This is a genomic window from Gottfriedia acidiceleris (genome assembly GCF_004138285.1).
GTDB classification, from domain to species: Bacteria; Bacillota; Bacilli; order Bacillales; family Bacillaceae_G; genus Gottfriedia; species Gottfriedia acidiceleris_A.
Genome location: NZ_SCFN01000033.1, coordinates 20,581 through 36,160 on the forward strand (window position 1 = coordinate 20,581; position 15,580 = coordinate 36,160).

Annotated in this window: 24 protein-coding genes; 2 read left to right on the top strand and 22 right to left on the bottom strand. The window is 32.0% G+C overall.

Annotated elements, in window-relative coordinates; genetic code table 11:
* Window positions 1-26 precede the first annotated feature (26 nt).
* The 9 genes from EP747_RS23030 to EP747_RS23065 form a co-directional block, all read right to left on the bottom strand.
* Window positions 27-209, bottom strand: coding sequence for a hypothetical protein (locus EP747_RS23030; protein WP_129692323.1), 183 nt, complete (start codon window positions 207-209; stop codon window positions 27-29).
* Between the two features lie 21 nt (window positions 210-230).
* Window positions 231-1,223: a major capsid protein gene (locus EP747_RS23035; RefSeq protein ID WP_129692324.1), complete on the bottom strand. Its 993-nt coding sequence runs from the start codon at window positions 1,221-1,223 to the stop codon at window positions 231-233.
* Window positions 1,224-1,236: 13 nt separating this feature from the next.
* Complete coding sequence (locus EP747_RS23040) at window positions 1,237-1,827, bottom strand: DUF4355 domain-containing protein (protein ID WP_129692325.1); 591 nt, start codon at window positions 1,825-1,827, stop codon at window positions 1,237-1,239.
* Between the two features lie 170 nt (window positions 1,828-1,997).
* Window positions 1,998-2,165, bottom strand: a complete 168-nt coding sequence (locus EP747_RS24440) for a hypothetical protein (RefSeq protein WP_165347245.1) — start codon at window positions 2,163-2,165, stop codon at window positions 1,998-2,000.
* A complete protein-coding gene (locus EP747_RS23045) occupies window positions 2,134-3,486 on the bottom strand; it encodes a phage portal protein (protein ID WP_165347247.1) in 1,353 nt (450 codons plus the stop codon). Before EP747_RS23045 ends, EP747_RS24440 begins: the two co-directional genes overlap by 32 nt.
* 11 nt (window positions 3,487-3,497) lie before the next feature.
* Entirely contained in the window at window positions 3,498-4,811 is a 1,314-nt protein-coding gene (locus tag EP747_RS23050; RefSeq protein WP_129692327.1) for a PBSX family phage terminase large subunit, read from the bottom strand.
* Window positions 4,804-5,535 carry a phage terminase small subunit gene (gene terS, locus EP747_RS23055; RefSeq protein ID WP_129692328.1) on the bottom strand — a complete coding sequence of 244 codons (732 nt, stop codon included), beginning with the start codon at window positions 5,533-5,535 and terminating at the stop codon, window positions 4,804-4,806. Before terS ends, EP747_RS23050 begins: the two co-directional genes overlap by 8 nt.
* A gap of 279 nt (window positions 5,536-5,814) precedes the next feature.
* Window positions 5,815-6,189: a DUF2513 domain-containing protein gene (locus tag EP747_RS23060; protein ID WP_165347249.1), complete on the bottom strand. Its 375-nt coding sequence runs from the start codon at window positions 6,187-6,189 to the stop codon at window positions 5,815-5,817.
* 215 nt (window positions 6,190-6,404) lie between these two features.
* Window positions 6,405-6,974: a hypothetical protein gene (locus tag EP747_RS23065; protein ID WP_129692330.1), complete on the bottom strand. Its 570-nt coding sequence runs from the start codon at window positions 6,972-6,974 to the stop codon at window positions 6,405-6,407.
* A 386-nt stretch (window positions 6,975-7,360) separates the two neighbouring features.
* Here EP747_RS23065 and EP747_RS23070 point away from each other — a divergent pair, with 386 nt between their 5' ends.
* Window positions 7,361-8,128 carry a hypothetical protein gene (locus EP747_RS23070; RefSeq protein WP_129692331.1) on the top strand — a complete coding sequence of 256 codons (768 nt, stop codon included), beginning with the start codon at window positions 7,361-7,363 and terminating at the stop codon, window positions 8,126-8,128.
* A 30-nt stretch (window positions 8,129-8,158) separates the two neighbouring features.
* On the opposite strand, the gene EP747_RS23075 is transcribed toward EP747_RS23070, so the two are convergent.
* The 8 genes from EP747_RS23075 to EP747_RS23090 form a co-directional block, all read right to left on the bottom strand.
* A complete protein-coding gene (locus EP747_RS23075) occupies window positions 8,159-8,596 on the bottom strand; it encodes a DUF1492 domain-containing protein (RefSeq protein ID WP_129692332.1) in 438 nt (145 codons plus the stop codon).
* A gap of 150 nt (window positions 8,597-8,746) precedes the next feature.
* Window positions 8,747-9,649, bottom strand: a complete 903-nt coding sequence (locus EP747_RS23080; RefSeq protein ID WP_129692333.1) for a hypothetical protein — start codon at window positions 9,647-9,649, stop codon at window positions 8,747-8,749.
* Window positions 9,650-9,699: 50 nt separating this feature from the next.
* Window positions 9,700-9,864, bottom strand: a complete 165-nt coding sequence (locus EP747_RS24445; RefSeq protein WP_165347251.1) for a hypothetical protein — start codon at window positions 9,862-9,864, stop codon at window positions 9,700-9,702.
* Window positions 9,861-10,037 carry a hypothetical protein gene (locus EP747_RS24450; RefSeq protein ID WP_165347253.1) on the bottom strand — a complete coding sequence of 59 codons (177 nt, stop codon included), beginning with the start codon at window positions 10,035-10,037 and terminating at the stop codon, window positions 9,861-9,863. The genes EP747_RS24445 and EP747_RS24450 overlap by 4 nt, the downstream gene beginning before the upstream one ends.
* A gap of 40 nt (window positions 10,038-10,077) precedes the next feature.
* A complete protein-coding gene (locus EP747_RS24455) occupies window positions 10,078-10,221 on the bottom strand; it encodes a hypothetical protein (RefSeq protein ID WP_165347255.1) in 144 nt (47 codons plus the stop codon).
* A gap of 195 nt (window positions 10,222-10,416) precedes the next feature.
* Window positions 10,417-10,557, bottom strand: a complete 141-nt coding sequence (locus EP747_RS24460) for a hypothetical protein (protein ID WP_165347257.1) — start codon at window positions 10,555-10,557, stop codon at window positions 10,417-10,419.
* Complete coding sequence (locus tag EP747_RS23085; RefSeq protein WP_129692334.1) at window positions 10,520-10,822, bottom strand: helix-turn-helix domain containing protein; 303 nt, start codon at window positions 10,820-10,822, stop codon at window positions 10,520-10,522. The genes EP747_RS24460 and EP747_RS23085 overlap by 38 nt, the downstream gene beginning before the upstream one ends.
* On the bottom strand, window positions 10,819-10,998 hold the full coding sequence (locus tag EP747_RS23090) for a hypothetical protein (RefSeq protein WP_129692335.1): 180 nt from the start codon (window positions 10,996-10,998) through the stop codon (window positions 10,819-10,821). The genes EP747_RS23085 and EP747_RS23090 overlap by 4 nt, the downstream gene beginning before the upstream one ends.
* Window positions 10,999-11,144: 146 nt before the next feature.
* Between EP747_RS23090 and EP747_RS23095 the strand changes: the two genes are divergently transcribed.
* On the top strand, window positions 11,145-11,921 hold the full coding sequence (locus EP747_RS23095; RefSeq protein WP_129692336.1) for a hypothetical protein: 777 nt from the start codon (window positions 11,145-11,147) through the stop codon (window positions 11,919-11,921).
* A 79-nt stretch (window positions 11,922-12,000) separates the two neighbouring features.
* Here EP747_RS23095 and EP747_RS23100 read toward each other — a convergent pair whose 3' ends face one another.
* From EP747_RS23100 to EP747_RS23120, 5 genes are read right to left on the bottom strand one after another with little or no spacing between them, the layout of a single operon-like run.
* The gene (locus tag EP747_RS23100; protein ID WP_165347259.1) at window positions 12,001-12,816 is read right to left on the bottom strand and encodes a DnaA ATPase domain-containing protein; all 816 of its coding nucleotides are present in this window, start codon (window positions 12,814-12,816) and stop codon (window positions 12,001-12,003) included.
* Window positions 12,770-13,534, bottom strand: coding sequence for a phage replisome organizer N-terminal domain-containing protein (locus EP747_RS23105; RefSeq protein ID WP_129692338.1), 765 nt, complete (start codon window positions 13,532-13,534; stop codon window positions 12,770-12,772). Before EP747_RS23105 ends, EP747_RS23100 begins: the two co-directional genes overlap by 47 nt.
* A complete protein-coding gene (locus EP747_RS23110) occupies window positions 13,527-14,315 on the bottom strand; it encodes a recombinase RecT (protein ID WP_129692339.1) in 789 nt (262 codons plus the stop codon). Before EP747_RS23110 ends, EP747_RS23105 begins: the two co-directional genes overlap by 8 nt.
* A 14-nt stretch (window positions 14,316-14,329) precedes the next feature.
* Entirely contained in the window at window positions 14,330-14,578 is a 249-nt protein-coding gene (locus tag EP747_RS23115; protein ID WP_419179340.1) for a DNA-entry nuclease, read from the bottom strand.
* A gap of 9 nt (window positions 14,579-14,587) precedes the next feature.
* Window positions 14,588-15,487: a YqaJ viral recombinase family protein gene (locus tag EP747_RS23120; protein ID WP_129692340.1), complete on the bottom strand. Its 900-nt coding sequence runs from the start codon at window positions 15,485-15,487 to the stop codon at window positions 14,588-14,590.
* Window positions 15,488-15,580 lie beyond the last annotated feature (93 nt).

Genomic DNA, 15,580 nt, shown 5'->3' on the forward strand with positions numbered 1-15,580 from the left:
AAAAGAGAGGGAATAAATCCACTCTCTTACTTAGTTTCTTCAGTAACTAGACCTTCAACTTCATAGCCGTTTGACTCATGCCAAGTTGCTAACCATTCGTTATCAGTTTCAGCAACACCTTGTAAGAAAGGTAAGTCACCTGCTCCTAAACCTGTGAATTCAGTAGGTGCTTTAATTTTATATTTCTTAGCTTCTTTTTTCGCTGCCATAATACTTTATCCCCCTATCAATTATTGAACTTTGATATTACGTAAAACACCAGCTTTACGAGTGTTCTTTAATGCAACACCTGCAACCATCTCAATTTCACCATCTTTAACTGCACCTGGTAAATTTAAGTTTGGTAGGTATTGGTTAACAATTGAATCACCAACCATAGAAATACCATGGAAAGCATCTAAGCCTAATTGAACTGCGTACATATCAGTTAAGCCTGTTTGAGCAGTTCCTACAGTACGGTTAACAATTTGTGATACTGGAGTTGTTTGAGTTGCACCAGCATTATTTGAAGCGTACCAACCTAAATCTACTAATGGAATACCATCATATGCAGCAATTTTATTACCAAAAGCATCTTCAACAGATGATTTATAACCAGCTTCACGAGCTACAGCTTGCATAACTAGTTTCATTTTAGAGTTTAATAGTAACGCATCTGGACGGCCATCAAACTCAGATAACCAATCATCGATTGCAAATAATAAAGCTTTGTAGTTAGAACTGATTAATGCACCTGTAGACATATCAATAACTGCGCCTGTATTTTTCTCAGTAGGTTGACCAACTAAGATTTTATTTAATCCATCAAAACCGTTAGCATCAGATGTTTTATCTCCATTGATAACTAAGTTGTGGAATTGGTTTACAGTTGCTTTCATTTTTTGATCAGCTTGGAAACCAATCTCATTTAAGTTACCAGATGCTCTTTGGATTACACGATCCACTTGGTACTTACCACCTAATACTGCTAGGTTAGTAGTTACTGCTTGGCGTTCTGCTTCGCCTGCTGTGAATTCGCTGTTAAGTGCACGAGTCGCAGCATAAGATGCAGTTTTTAAACGAGTATATCCGTAAGTTAATGTTGTTCCTCCTGTACCTGGTGATACTGCATCATCAAATGTAAGAGTATCTAATAAATGAGATGCTCTACGGAAAGAATCAACTAACATTTGATCAACTTTATTTACTTTTGTAGCGTTTGCTTGTGCTAAAGTTACTGGCATTTATATGCCCTCCTTATTTTTTATTATAGTGTTCTTGTAATGCACTCTCCCAAGTCAATGGAGCATTATCATTTGTTCCTGGAACTTTAGGAGCTGAACCTTTTAAACGTTCCTCTACTGCTGCTTGTACTGCGCTTTGGAATGTTTGTTCAAAAGAATCAATATGAGCTTTTACTTTATCTGCATCATTCTCTGTAATTAAGAATGAAGCGAATTGAGTAGGAAGCTTTTTGTCTGCTAAAATCTTAGTTGTTTGAAGTTCTAAAGCATCTCTTTGGTGTTGTAACTTTTCTGCTTCAAACTCTTTGCGCTCTTTATCAAACTTCTCACGCTCTTGTTCTTCAGCAGAAAGTTTAGCTAATCGTTGTGCTTCTTTCTTTTCTGTTTCAAGCTTTGTTTTAAAATCCTCTTCCCATTTAGCTTGTTGCTTCTTCAATGCTTCTGTAACTCGTCTATCTGTTTCAGATTGAAGTTTAGCTTGTAGCTCTTCCTCTGTATAAGTTACAGGTGGTGGAGTTGGATCGCCTTGACCTGGATCTCCTTCATTCCCAGCAAATAACTGTAAATTTAAAGGTAATCCGAATTTCTTTTTAACATTCTTCATTGTATTTCCTCCTAATAAGTTCAATAAAAAAAGCCCCTCTAATTTGAGTTGCTGTCGTTATAGCCCTTAAGATTTTTATAATCTTGATTTTCTGTTATTTATCATAGCTAATACTGCGAATACTATAGATGCTAAAGATAAGATAGTTCTAAACCACATCTCAAATGTGTTCATTCTTCATACTCTTTTATTACTTCATCAATTTTTTGAGAGTACTCTTTTCTTATTTCTACTGGTATTCGTTCATCTTTCAAAACGTCTGCCATAATTTCAAATGTTTGTTTTACTGAATCCATATTTTTCACATCAATTGTTACTGAAAGCTTGCCCTTTGCCATTGCTAGTACCTCCAGTAGTGGTATTTTTTGGAATTAACTTTTTAAAAGCTTTTTCCTTTTCTGCATCTTCACTCTTCTTACGCTTCAATTCCTCTTGCACATCATCAACCATAGGAAGGTTAGAAAGTAATGTTTCATCACTTACTACTCCCATTAAGTCTTTAGCTAATGCAGCTAATTCTACTGCGTTTTGAGGAATATTAGCAGTGAATACAGGTTTAACAGTTAGGTAATCATAATTAGCACCTTTAACATTTAAGAAGTTAACGATCATTTCGATTCGTCTTTGTAAAGACTTCTTAAAATAGCGCTCCTTATTAACCCTGTTCTGTTCCATTCCTAACAATTTCATTTTAATTTCAATTGTAGTCTTAGATCCTGCTGCACCATCACCATCTAATGCTGGAGTGCTACTAAATTTATGAATATCTTTATCTAATCGAGTTTTATAGTTTTCTACCCATGAATCATTGACATCTTTAATGAGCCATTTAGCATCACCATCTTCATCAACTAACATGACTCGATTAGTTTTCATATCTTTTACATCTTCACCTGTTGTACCGTTCATATTCTTTAACATTAAATAAGAATCTGTGAACTGGTCCATATCATCAAGCGTATTAGATTGAGATTTATTATAAGCATCAATTAAAGAAATAACTGTAGCGAAATCTCCCATATGTTCCTCATTGTTAAAATAAGGATTAATAGGTACATCCCCAAAGAAATGATCTTCCTCATCTTCTAAGTTAATATTTCCACCTTTAATCGAGTAATGATAAATCTTATTTGCTTCATACACATCAGCATAAATAACTTCAGTAGACTTAGCATCCCTGGAAACTCGATAATAAACACCATAAACAATGTTATCCTCTAAAGTGTTATCTCTAACAACAAAAGTATTTTTAACATCTAATTTCTTAAATCTCACTTTTGCATCTTTATCTGAGTAAAGAACTTCATAAGCTAGACCAGTAATAGAAGCATCTTTTGCAATTTCTAAATTAACAAGGTGTTCATCATTGTACTCATTAATTTCATTCATAGTACTCATTAGCTTATCATCAGTGTTTGTATAAGTAATTGGCTTACCTACAAAATAACCAACATTCATATCAGTTATATATTTAGAGTAGTTATTCACCAATTTATTATTAGGTTTTGCTGGATCAGTCACCGTTTTATTTAATATTTCATGTTCGCCCTTATAATAATCTTTATAGAATTTTAGTTTGGGTAAAATATCGTTACGATGCTTTGCAACAAACAATCTAACTTCTTCTTTTTCATGTGCTTTAAGCTCTGTTCTAAACACATTCTCACCTCCTACAAGCCTAATTCAGATTTATTCATGCTTCTAACTGCATTACCTTTCAAATCTGATACCTCGTAATCATCCAAAGCATACCAAATAGCCGAGAAGGTATGAGGATCGATGTTAAATTCATCTTCAATGATCTCTCCTTGCTTATCGACTGCGAAAGTTAAATCTTTTAATTCATCTATTGTATTAACGCAATTACTGGAGCAAATAATCTTCTTAAATCGTTTAACCTTTTTTGTATATTGAAGCCTTGAGCCTGGAAACTTCTTAGCATCTTTCATTTTAAATCCATTCTGTTTATAGAAAGCGATTGTTTTAGGCTCTGCTGCATCTGCTTTAATTAACTCACCAGACTCTTTAAACTCTTTAATATCTTCAGCTGTCTTATCATCCGTTTGTTGATTCTTATAATACTCCCAATAGATATAAAGTATTTTTTCCTCGTGATCGATAGCTAACCTTAGAAGAGCATTGTAAGAACTGACAAATCCAAAGTCCATTCCATTCTTATACATAGGTTTCTTGATTGCTTTAATTTGTTCCATTACTTCCTCATGTGGAGCTTCAATAAACTGTGGTAATACCTTTACCCCATTTGTTCCAAATTCCCCATGACGAGCGATTCTGTGAAGGTCTGGATCATGATTCTTTAAATCATCTAATTGCTCTATATAATCTTCTGGCAAAAACAAATTATCATCGGCTGTTGAATGATGATAGTAGGTTTTATTAACAATCATGATTCGTTGTTTGTATAAATCCTTATCATTTAGCACATGATATTTAGTTTTATCATTCTTAAAGAAATGTTTATAACTCCAATTACTTTTCCCTACAGGATTCGTAGAAAGGATAATATGAGTTTTAAGTGTTGGATGCCTTAAACGACCAGTTAACTCTTTATATCCTGCATATTTAGCTTCAGAACACTCTTCAAGCCAAACGATAGATACATTATGAACTGACTTTAATTTTTCTGGTCTATCCATACCTTTAAAAATGATTTTAGATCCATTAGGAAACTTAATTTGCATAGGTGAAGAAGTGAATTGTATTTTCCCTTTTTCTTTCCTGGTGCTATATAACCCTAATTCGTCTGCAATATCAGCGAATAAAGCAAAACATGAGTCACGAATAGTATCATATACTTCACGAACTATTAGAGCTGTACGCTTTTCCTCAAGAAGTTTAAGAATTAATTTAAGAGCTACATGATAACTTTTAGATGATCCATAACCACCAACCAAAAAGTAATACTTATGTTCCCAATCAAATATGAAATCTTCAAAGTGAGGATTAACTTCTTTTTCAACCATTGTTCTCACCTTTTCGCTTGATTACAATTTGAATTGAATCATCAGTATCATCATTATTTATATCACGCTCAATCTTAGCAATTTCACCTTTAAGCTTCTTAATACGTAACTGTTGCTCTTCAGTATTAGATAACTCTTCATATTGCCTTATAAGGTTATTAAGAGTACTCATAGCTCTTGATTGAGCTTGCAAGAAGTTAGCGTGTTTATCCCAAGCGAATTGGATCTCATACTCTTCTTCAGATGAAGAATCAGTTTCTCTAGTTTTCTTAAGTTCCTTAGTCATATCATGTTTATTAGCTACATACATCAATTGCTGCGCTCTAATAATTGCAGCGTATTGAAGCTGTATTTGATCCCATAACAAATCAATTGGAGAACGTTGATTAATCTCTTCCATAATCGCTAATGTTTCTGCTGGAAGGAACTTAGAAAAGAAACCATGTTTTAAAGCTTTAGAGTTACCAAATGGTCCACCATGCCCACCTTTGTTACCTAAAGCGTTCTTACTGCCTTTTGGCGCACCTCTAGGTCTTTTGGTTTGTTGTATAACATCTTTGATTTCTTGTTGTACAACATTCCATTTATCACGTTGTTTCCATACTGCTACTTTCTTTTCATCTTCACCAAGTTGATTAGCGATCTCTCTATTTGTAATCTTTCCATTATGCTTATGATATAACTCAAAAGCCTTATCTCTATTAGGATTTCTTTCTCTAGCCACTCATTAACACCTCACCTCCAAATGATTTATCTATTCATGTTTCTATGCAAAATAAAAAGGTATAGGCAACCACCTACACCCTTAAAAACCTTGATATATCAACCTTGTATAAAATCATGAATAAACAAGAAAAATAACCCCTCTAAAAAGCTTGTTACATCAACGTTTTATAATTGTATCAACTTCCCAAAATAATCATTATGTAAACTAGTAATGCATATCATATGTAAAATTTTATGTCGGTTCTGTAAAATAAAAAACACTCAACTAAGCGAATGTCTATTTTGAAGATAATCCTAATTTAGAGAATGCCCACTGCTTTGAAAGTTCTATTGCTACTGAACTAAGAACAGCAATCGGAATCTTATTTATTTCTGTTCCGAATTTACCTTTAATTTTTGACCAATTAGTATCATTACGAATCGAGCCCAGAAACTCATGCCCAATCCAAGTTATAGAACTTCTAATAATGTAAGCCTCATTATCAGCATATCTTATAACATTCTCCAAATAATTAGCTTGTTCTAATAATTTTAGATGGTACACAACTACTTCTTTTTCATATCCACTTGGAATATTTAATTGTTGACAGTCGTTCTCTTGTTCTTCGATGATAAATAATAAATTTCTAATTAATTCCATGTCTCTTTTCACACCTGGAACATCCTTTCCCTCAGCTATTATTTCTATAAAAAAGTAACCCATGCTTTTATACTTTCTTCATCCGATAAGTTATTCCCTCTAAACTAGACCCATTAACCAAGCAAAATGAGAGGGGGAAAGAACTTTAATGGATCTAGTTTACAAAGAATAAAAAAAGAGCCCTACTGATTGGCTCTGTATAACAATTTTAATTATGTTGTCATTTCTTAAACAGCCTCAATTTTTTGTGGCTCATTTGCTTCTTGCACTTTTTCCAATTCTTCAATACGTAGTTTAACTAATCCCTCCAAAACATGATAAGGATATAACTCTTCTTTTGTACCTTTAAATTTTGCAGAAACAATGTACACTGTAAGTGCAATTAAAATCACAAGAGCTATAATTGATTTAATTGTAAATAAAATATCTGATTTCATTGCCATTTGAAAAGTGAAAACTTGCATTGCTAGAAATATATAAAGGTAGCTAGTAGTTTTCTTTTCACTAAAATTTACTTTTATATTTGAATCTATTAATACTCCTAATTTTTTCATAGAATTTATATCATTTAAATCAAATCCATTCACATTATCTTCAGTTATTGGCAAAACTAGATATCTCTCGGAAAGTACTTTTATAGCTTTCTGTAACGATTGATCACTTTTTTGTGACTCATAAACGATTTCATTAATTACATTTAACTGATTCCAATAAAACTTTAACCCTTCCACATTAAATTTCACTTTCCGCATAAACATTTTCACATTCATTTTCACATTCCGCATAAACATAAACATTTTCACACTCCAATTAAATTTATCCTGTATACCTATATCTTAAATAAGGATAAATAAAAATACCATATAATACCTACAAATATTTATTTTAAAAATAAAAAAAGAAGCCCTCACTCAAGGACTTCTTTCTTCTCAAAAACAGCGCTTCAATATTAAATTGTCAAGTTAAAGCCAGGGTAAAACTACATAAAATCGAAACATAGGGTAAATCGAAATACATAATATAAGTATCTTCAAGCTGTTTCCGCAGCATGGCGATGTTATTATTATATATTGGTTTTTTGATATATTTTGTGTTTTCGTGTATCAGTTATGTACCAAATAGTGCCATTTTCATGTAAAATTAATTAGATAAAATACTATTTGATTTTAAGGGGAAAAAATCAATGAATAGAAAGTTAATGAATAGAAAGTTATTAAAAAGAAAATCCACGTTAAGTAATTCTATGAAAAGAGAGTCAATTAAAAAAAAGAAACAGGAAAGTAAGTCGAGGTTAATTGGAAGTTATTTTTGGTTTTATGGTTTATTTCTTATACCTTTGTTAATCGTTTCTATTCCTGATATGTTGTTTCAAACTTATGCTTCTAGAGATGCTCATAAGAATCTGGAGCATTTCTATAATACACATTCTTTATTAATTAATTCTTTAGCTTTAGGAGCAACTTTGTATTGCTTTTTTATGGGGATGAAAAAAGTAAGAGTTAGTGAAAAAGTAGCTAGAGGATTTGAATTTATTGGGTATGCATTACTTTTCTTTGCATTAATTTGGCAAACTCTATTTATTGATCCTGGTGAATCTTTTGAAGATGGTTATTATAAAAATTCACTCGAAACAAAGTTAGACCACATATGGAATTATATGCATCAAATAGATAGCTCTAGTAATAGTGAAGAATATTTCCAAAACAATGATGGTACTGACGAAGATCAATTCCAATTTTATGAAATAATTACAGATCTTGATAATCAAAACGAAGATGCTGTCAATAAGGGGATATTTTCATTAGTCTATTTAATCAGTACAATTTTTATAGCAATAGGACGCTTTCACGAAATTAGCTACACATCCCAGCCATCGAACAATTATGCTAGACAGTCTATAAAACATAGAATTCTAAGCGTACTAAAGATTAAAAAAGACGATCCAAATTAAATGGATAGTCTTTTTTATTTCAAAAGCTTATTATATTAAATAAAAAGCTTCAGCAACCAAATTAAGTAACGCATTCTTTTCTCTGTAATACTGTCTTCTACTAATATCTAACTCTGCAATAATTAGATCATCAAACCATCCTCTAATATATCGAAGCTCCCAAATATCCTTTTTCCTTTCATTTAAGCTATTATGAATCTTGTCCAACTTTATTTTTAATTGCTGCTTTTGTTGCAACCGTTCCGCAATCTCTTCTTTTCTTATATACATACTCTCAACAGTATTACTTACACTTCCACCAGACGAACCTTCTTTCAATTCATAAGAAGGAGTAACTTTAACACTCGGAAGATCCATTTGCATAATTTTAATTAGTGCATCCAGATTTCGATAACTTGAAAGTATTTGTTCTGCTTTTCTTCTTATCCCTTTTGATAATTTAGTATCTTCATATATTGCTCTGGACATGAACTCACTCCTATCTAAAAATAATCCATATAACGATGATCCAAAAAGAAATACAAATTATTTAACTAAATAAGCAGCCTTTAAATATCTCCATCTTCATCACCATTTAATAATTTAGTTATTTCATAGATTGGATTTTCAATTTGATGATCATTCGTTTCCCTCCTCTGTAACAAAACATCCACATCCTCCAATGTCGAACATATCTATTTGTGTTACTCCGTATTGTTCGTATTCTAACCTTAATTCTTTAAGTGTTAACTGCTTTTTAATACCGTTTCTTGTCCTAGTAAGTATTGATACATCTTTATCTAGAAACTCACGCATTTCTTGTTCATGATTTTCTATCTTTAAGTAATTACCTGGTAACTTCTCTAGCAAATTAACAAAATGTCCTTGCCCTGCTCTAACACACATTCCACCGCAATTATTATGAGAAAAACCAAGTTTATATAATCTAGGAATCTTAATTCCAACTTCTTTTAAATAATCCAACATTTCATTTTTAGTAACATAAGGTTCTTCACACATTGGAAACTCAACTTTATAAGGCGCCCAATTAAATTCAGGTGAAGCCTTCCGATGGTCTTCTGTCCAGTCAATACCTAAATACAATACGCACGTTTCCCTTTCATCTTCTTCCCATTCTTTTTGTAGTTCGGCAATTATTATTGGATCTTCCCATAAGATAAATTCTCTTGTTGGTTTTACTTGTTTTTTCTGAATAAACATGGGTTTTTCTTCTTTAAATCGTTCTTTAATCCAATTCTCTGCTTGTTCTTGTTTTAAAACATGGGAACACTTAGCTAATCTTGAATTCCCTAAAAATCTAGTATCCTTAAATACTTCAAATGGTGTACGACCATCTGCAATTTTGGTTATGGAGATACCGAAGTGTTTATCGGCATCATCCATAAATCTATATAAATCCTTATCTTCGATTAATGTATCTGTGAATAATAAAATCACATTTTCCTTACCTTGTTTTTCGATTACTCGTTTAGCAGTAAAGAAACTTCCAATTCCTCCAGAGAAAAAAACTATATGCTTCATAAGGACCCCCCACTCTAGTAGTCTAGCCTTCTGTACATGTTAACCTATATTTACTTCCCTAAAATCTTAGTTTGTTCACTTTTAACACCTTTACCAAAGCACTTAGTACATTGTTTTCTTACCCCTGTTTCTTTACCAACTGGAATTCCGTAAAATGTTTTTTTATCTAGTACAAATGTATAACCACGACCTTCACAATAGTTACATTTTTTCATTTGGACACCTCTTTCTTTAAATCACATAAATCATGAAATGTACTATTTTTAATTACATCATGAATGTCTAATGCTTCATGTGGAGTACACCCATTATCTTCAACTAAACCAGCAAGACCAGCAATAATTAATTGTTGATTAAGATTATTTAAATCTAATTGAATTTTACCCATTTCTCCCATACTCCTTAGTTAAAATATTTAACGATCTCAATTACTGCCAAAACAAATAATCCAGCACTTGTATTAAATAACAAACTTTAGAACGTTTTAATTTATTTTCCAGTTCAATGATTTCATCCAAATCTTCACTAATTCTTTGAATATATACATCTATGGTTTTTGATTGGTTTTCCACTTGATAATCCCCTTTCTTATTACCCTCATATTTTCGGTATCAATTACTTCCGTACAATTTTTACACTTTCTTAATAAGTGATGCTTATGAATTGCTAGTTTAAAAGCAGCTTGTCCACAAGTTATGCACACTCCAGGTCTAATAACTTCTTCTTCCTGTGGACTTTCTTCTTTTGGTTTGAACAGGTCATTCCACTTACTCATTCGCTAATTTAAGAATTGTTTCAGCTTGAGTTTGAATAATCGCTTCTTTCCGTTCAATTTCTGCTTCTAATCTAGCAATTTCATTTGCAAGACCATCAAACAATTCCTGGATGGTTTTGTTCTTCACTTTCATGTACTATAATCCCCAATCCTATTTTTCTAGGTTTGATATTCCCTTTTATTTCTTGATCCATAATGGCTAATGCAACTTCAGCTTGTGGTCTTTGAAAAATCTCTTCCATTTCCCAAATCGTTACATCCTCTTCCCAAAGCTTTACGATTTCTTCAAGTTCATCTTTATCCCATGTATGATCAAGTTCTTCCAAGACTATTACCGTATTTCGTCTTTTTCTTTTAGGAATAGCTGCAGAATGTCTATTCTTAGTAACATCAATCATTTTTTTACTCCAATTGTTTCTAAAATTGCAGCTTGTCCAATATGATTGTTATATAGGCTATCAAAACGATCCCAAAAAGCTTTTATTGCTTGTTTCCTCACCTGGCATTTAGTACATGAGCATTTCTTGAATACCCATGCACCATTAGTAAGTTGAGTTGTTTTTGTGCAGTCCATTTAAACACCTCTTTCTTCGCTCTTTGTTCGTAGTGCGACACTTAACACAAAATGTTTGTTTTGAAATAAATCCTCCTTAAAAATAGTAATCTAACCATTAAATGTAATATATTTAAGGTATAAAGATTTAGGAGGAACTATAATTCATGGTTAATATAAGGCCCGTAGATGAACATGCTTGGAAATTGGGTTGTGTACTTCAAACACTGGATATAACGGACCTAGATGAAAAATGGTACCAAATTTGTAGCTGGCTACAAATGGCATCAAGTGTTGAACAAGTCAGTTTAATCACAGGGAAATTTGACTCATCTCTCGCATTTTGCTCTCCTGCACTTCACTACGAAAATGAAAGAAGTAGTATGCTATCAAATTTAGCATTAGAAATAACTATCTTTAACTTTATTTGGGGTGCGTTTGAATCATTAGTTGAAACCCTAGAACCATTAATTGAAGGTTGTAATAGTAAAGATTATGGTAAAGTCAGTACCGCACGTTACATAATTAGAAAAAAGCGCCCTTCTGTTTTTCCAGGTTACAAGGAGTCATTAGAAAAATTAATCAGCCTTTATCATTCATTAATTCAAAATGGAATAGATCATTCATCTATAAATTATTATGAAAAAGGAATCTTTTTCGTATATACAATTCGCAATAAATTCGCCCACGGAGCTTACTCACTTCCTGAACATCCAGATGATTATGAAGATCCCGAAAGTGTAGATAGTGATTTAGTCAAAATTAGTTCGACCATTGTGTTGTTAACAATGCAAATGATGCTATGTTCTTTCTACGTTAGTAAGAACATTAAATTAACTAACTTATTTCTATTTGATGAGCTATACAATAAAGATTCCATCCATTTAATCCCCTTATTAAGAAATGTACACATAAAAGGTTATGTTAAGCAGCTCATTTTTTAAAAATGAGCTTTTTAGTTATCGCAACGAAAAACACAATATGTTTCAATTTATTTCAACTCCTTTTGTTACACTCTTTTTGTCAAAATGGCAGCTTTTTCCGTTTATCACTTATTTCCTTAAAAATAATGTAAGTGCAATTCGAGGACATTCTCGAAATGGTTTTCTTATCGTAAAGCTGATACATACTTTCACCACTTAGATTAGTTGTTGTAATGGTGCTTTTGCCTTGTCTAGCGTTATAAACTGCATATAATATTCTGCTTACAAAATCAGTTGCAGTTTTATTTGTATCAATCGAACCTGTTTCAGCTCCAAGATCATCCATTACTAAGAAATCCACATTTGATAAAAGGTTTACAAAGTATTCCTCTGAATACTGGCTTGATTTATCGTTAAAGCTGTTTTTAATCATTCGTATCATTTTTTCAATACTTACGAATAAACAAGATCCATCAAAATCTGTTTCATTAATTGCTTTTAAAATTGCATATCCTAAATGGCTTTTTCCTGCTCCTGGAGTACCTTGAAGGAACATATTGAACTTCTTTCCTGCTAAGTATTCTGATATGCAATTATTCGCCTTTTCTTTTGCTAATTTCGTTTCATTACACTCTGTTAAGTAATTTAGTATTCTAGCTTCTAAAATTGTTTCATCGTCTAAAATAGAGAGGTTTAAAAGAGTATCTTTTTTAATCTCATATTCTCGATTTTTAACAAACTCTGAAGCTTCTGTTTCTAAAGCTTTATTTTGATTTTCTACATAACACCTTGGACATTGAGGAACACCATCCATTAATACTTTCTTAAATACCTTTATTGATGTTGGATAGTTATGAACACATTCTTCATCAGAAAGGGAGATCGTTATCATCTGGGTTAAATCTAGTTTTTCCATTTGGACCTCCTGTAAATTCATCGTTAAAATGTTCACCATTCAAAAAGGTTAAAGGTTGTTTAATGAATTGCTTTTGTGTTTTTGTTTTATAAAGATACTCAATATACTTTTTTGTTCCATTCATGATTTGTTCAAAAGAATAGGTTTTAAGTACCTTTTTGAACTTATCTTGACTCTTTTTCTTACCTTCTTTTCTTGGATAAATAGACCAAAACTCATTAAATTGATCTATATATATATCTTTTTCTTTATCTAATTCTTTATCTATATCTATATCTGTTCCGTTACGTAACGTTTCATGTAACGTTACATCATTTGGTGCAGCTAAAACCTTTTGATTTTCCCTATGTTTAGCTACTCTTTGTCTTGTTAATTGCCTTGTTCTTTCCATTCCATCTACATTTTGGTGTTTCTCCCAATTTGAAATATAGATAAAATCATGATCATCAATATTTATCATTCCAAACTGTTTTAAAGTCTGTAGAGCAAACCTTACATTTTGCAAAGGTCTATTAAAAATGGTGGATAGCATTTCTTCAGTGAATGGGATATTTTCACTAAGGAAAATAAACCCTTTATTATTTGTTTTTCCTGCTAAAGAAAGTAACTTGATCCAAATGATTAATATAGTATCTGAATCCGGTAAACTCTCAATGATTTTTATTTTTTCATCATCAAACATTGAAGTTGATAATTTAATCCATTTAATTTCACTCATTGCCTTCAACTACTTCTGGAGCATCAATAATTTCATATTCAGCAGCAATTACTTCTGGCTCATCATTAATTGTTTTACGTACCGTTTCATCCTCTTGGACTGCTTCATGAAACTCAACATCCATTGGGAGTTGATTCACTAATTTTTTAAGGACTGTTTTACGTGCCATAGCATCGAAATTTTCTTTCCAAGGTCCATAATTCTTTGTTTTACTGAATTTATCTCGATGATTTTCAACATCTGATTTAGACATAATTTCAAATTGAGCTGCACCATCTTTAAACCATGCAACCGCATAATATAAACGCACATCTCCACGATCACCATCTAATTTAGGTTTGTGAATAATAGTGTCATCAATACCATAAGAAACTTCAAATTCATCATGTTCATAAACTTCTCGAGCTTGTATTTTAGCGATTCTGCCAGATCTTTGAGCTAATTCAATTAAGCCTTTATAACCAATTTGGAATTGGACCTCTTTGCCATAAGGAATTAAGTAGGCTTGTCCAAATAAACCTGGCTCAAGACCTAACTTTACTGATTGAAGAACCGCACTCATTAAACTAGGTAAATTACAATCTAGTAATTTAGGATTCTTTCTAATTTCAGATAATGCGATGCGCTGAAAACGTTCTGTATTAAAATGTTTTGGAGCAATTTGTCTAAAAGTACCTTCATAAGCTTTTAAGTAGCTGCTAACTTGTTGATCTGGAGTAAGTTTTACTTCTCCTTTTGGTTTTGCTGCTAATAGGTTTTTTAATTCTGCTGGTGTAGCCATCAATAATTTCCTCCTTAGTAATAACGGTTTCTATTTTTGTAGTACCAAAATAATCCCTGTTTCTTTAAACTTTGTACCTTTTTAATGATCGTTACCTCTGTTCTACCTAAAGCAAATGCCATATTTCGGATTAGATCATATTCATAAAATTTACAAAGGTATTCTAATTCTTCACCTGTAAATTTCTTACCCTGGTTAAAATGAAAGTCTGGATGGTAAAGCATCCTATTTCGTGGATCATATTCATATTTTTCTTCTTCCAATAAGATCACCTACTTTACGGAAAAACGTCTAGATGCGCTTACCTTACATACTTCCTTGTAAATATCTGGATGATTTTCTTTTAGTAATGTTGTATCAATTCGATTGCTAATAACGGTTTTCCAGGTAATTAAATGTTTTTCAGTAACGCCAGCTTCATTATCTTTCAAAGCTTCTTTTAATTGATTTTCATAATTAGTTTTCGTTTCTTTCCAAGTCGCTTCATATTCTTTTGCTTCATTAAGTTTTTCAATAATTTCATCCGTTTCAGATGGCAGCTTAATTTGTTTTGCATTTGATTTTGGATAAAGGTTTTTTAATAAGTTTGTTGCAGCATCCGAACCATCAAAAGCTGGAGGATTGTTTTGTAATACGCTAAAAGTCCAAAATTCAGTTAAAGCTGCAATTATTTGGTTTATTAACTCCTCATCACGTTCAATCGTTTTCCAAACGAATTTAGAATTATCAATCATGCATGCTATATAAGCTCTTTCATATCCCGTAACTGCTAAGTAATGTAAGCATTGTATTAAGTAAGCCACTGGAATTTCATCATCTTCCCATTCTTTCGCTTTCCAACCTGTAGCAGTTTTACATTCAAGTATTGCTTTTTCACCAATTACTACACGATCCAAATTAGCGCTCATAAACTCATGCTCTGGATGAATCCATAACTTGTTACTTTTGCGTACCTTTTTCCCTGTCTGCATCTCAAATATTTTTGCAACATTATCTTCAGATAAGTTACCCCAAAGGATAGGCATTGAATCTAATTGTTTCACTTCGACTTGACCAGTTTTTTCAAGGTAAAGCTCTACTTTAGATTTGTATTTGTTAAGTCCTAATACTGTTGCAGCATCCGATCCACCTATATAATTCTTTCTTAATTCAATCTGTTCTTGAGTTAACATATTTTCCTCCAGTTGCTTAACCAATGGATAAACAATATAATTAAGTTCTCTAGGTTTAATTAGAAGTTAACCATATCGGTTAGCTTTTTTTTT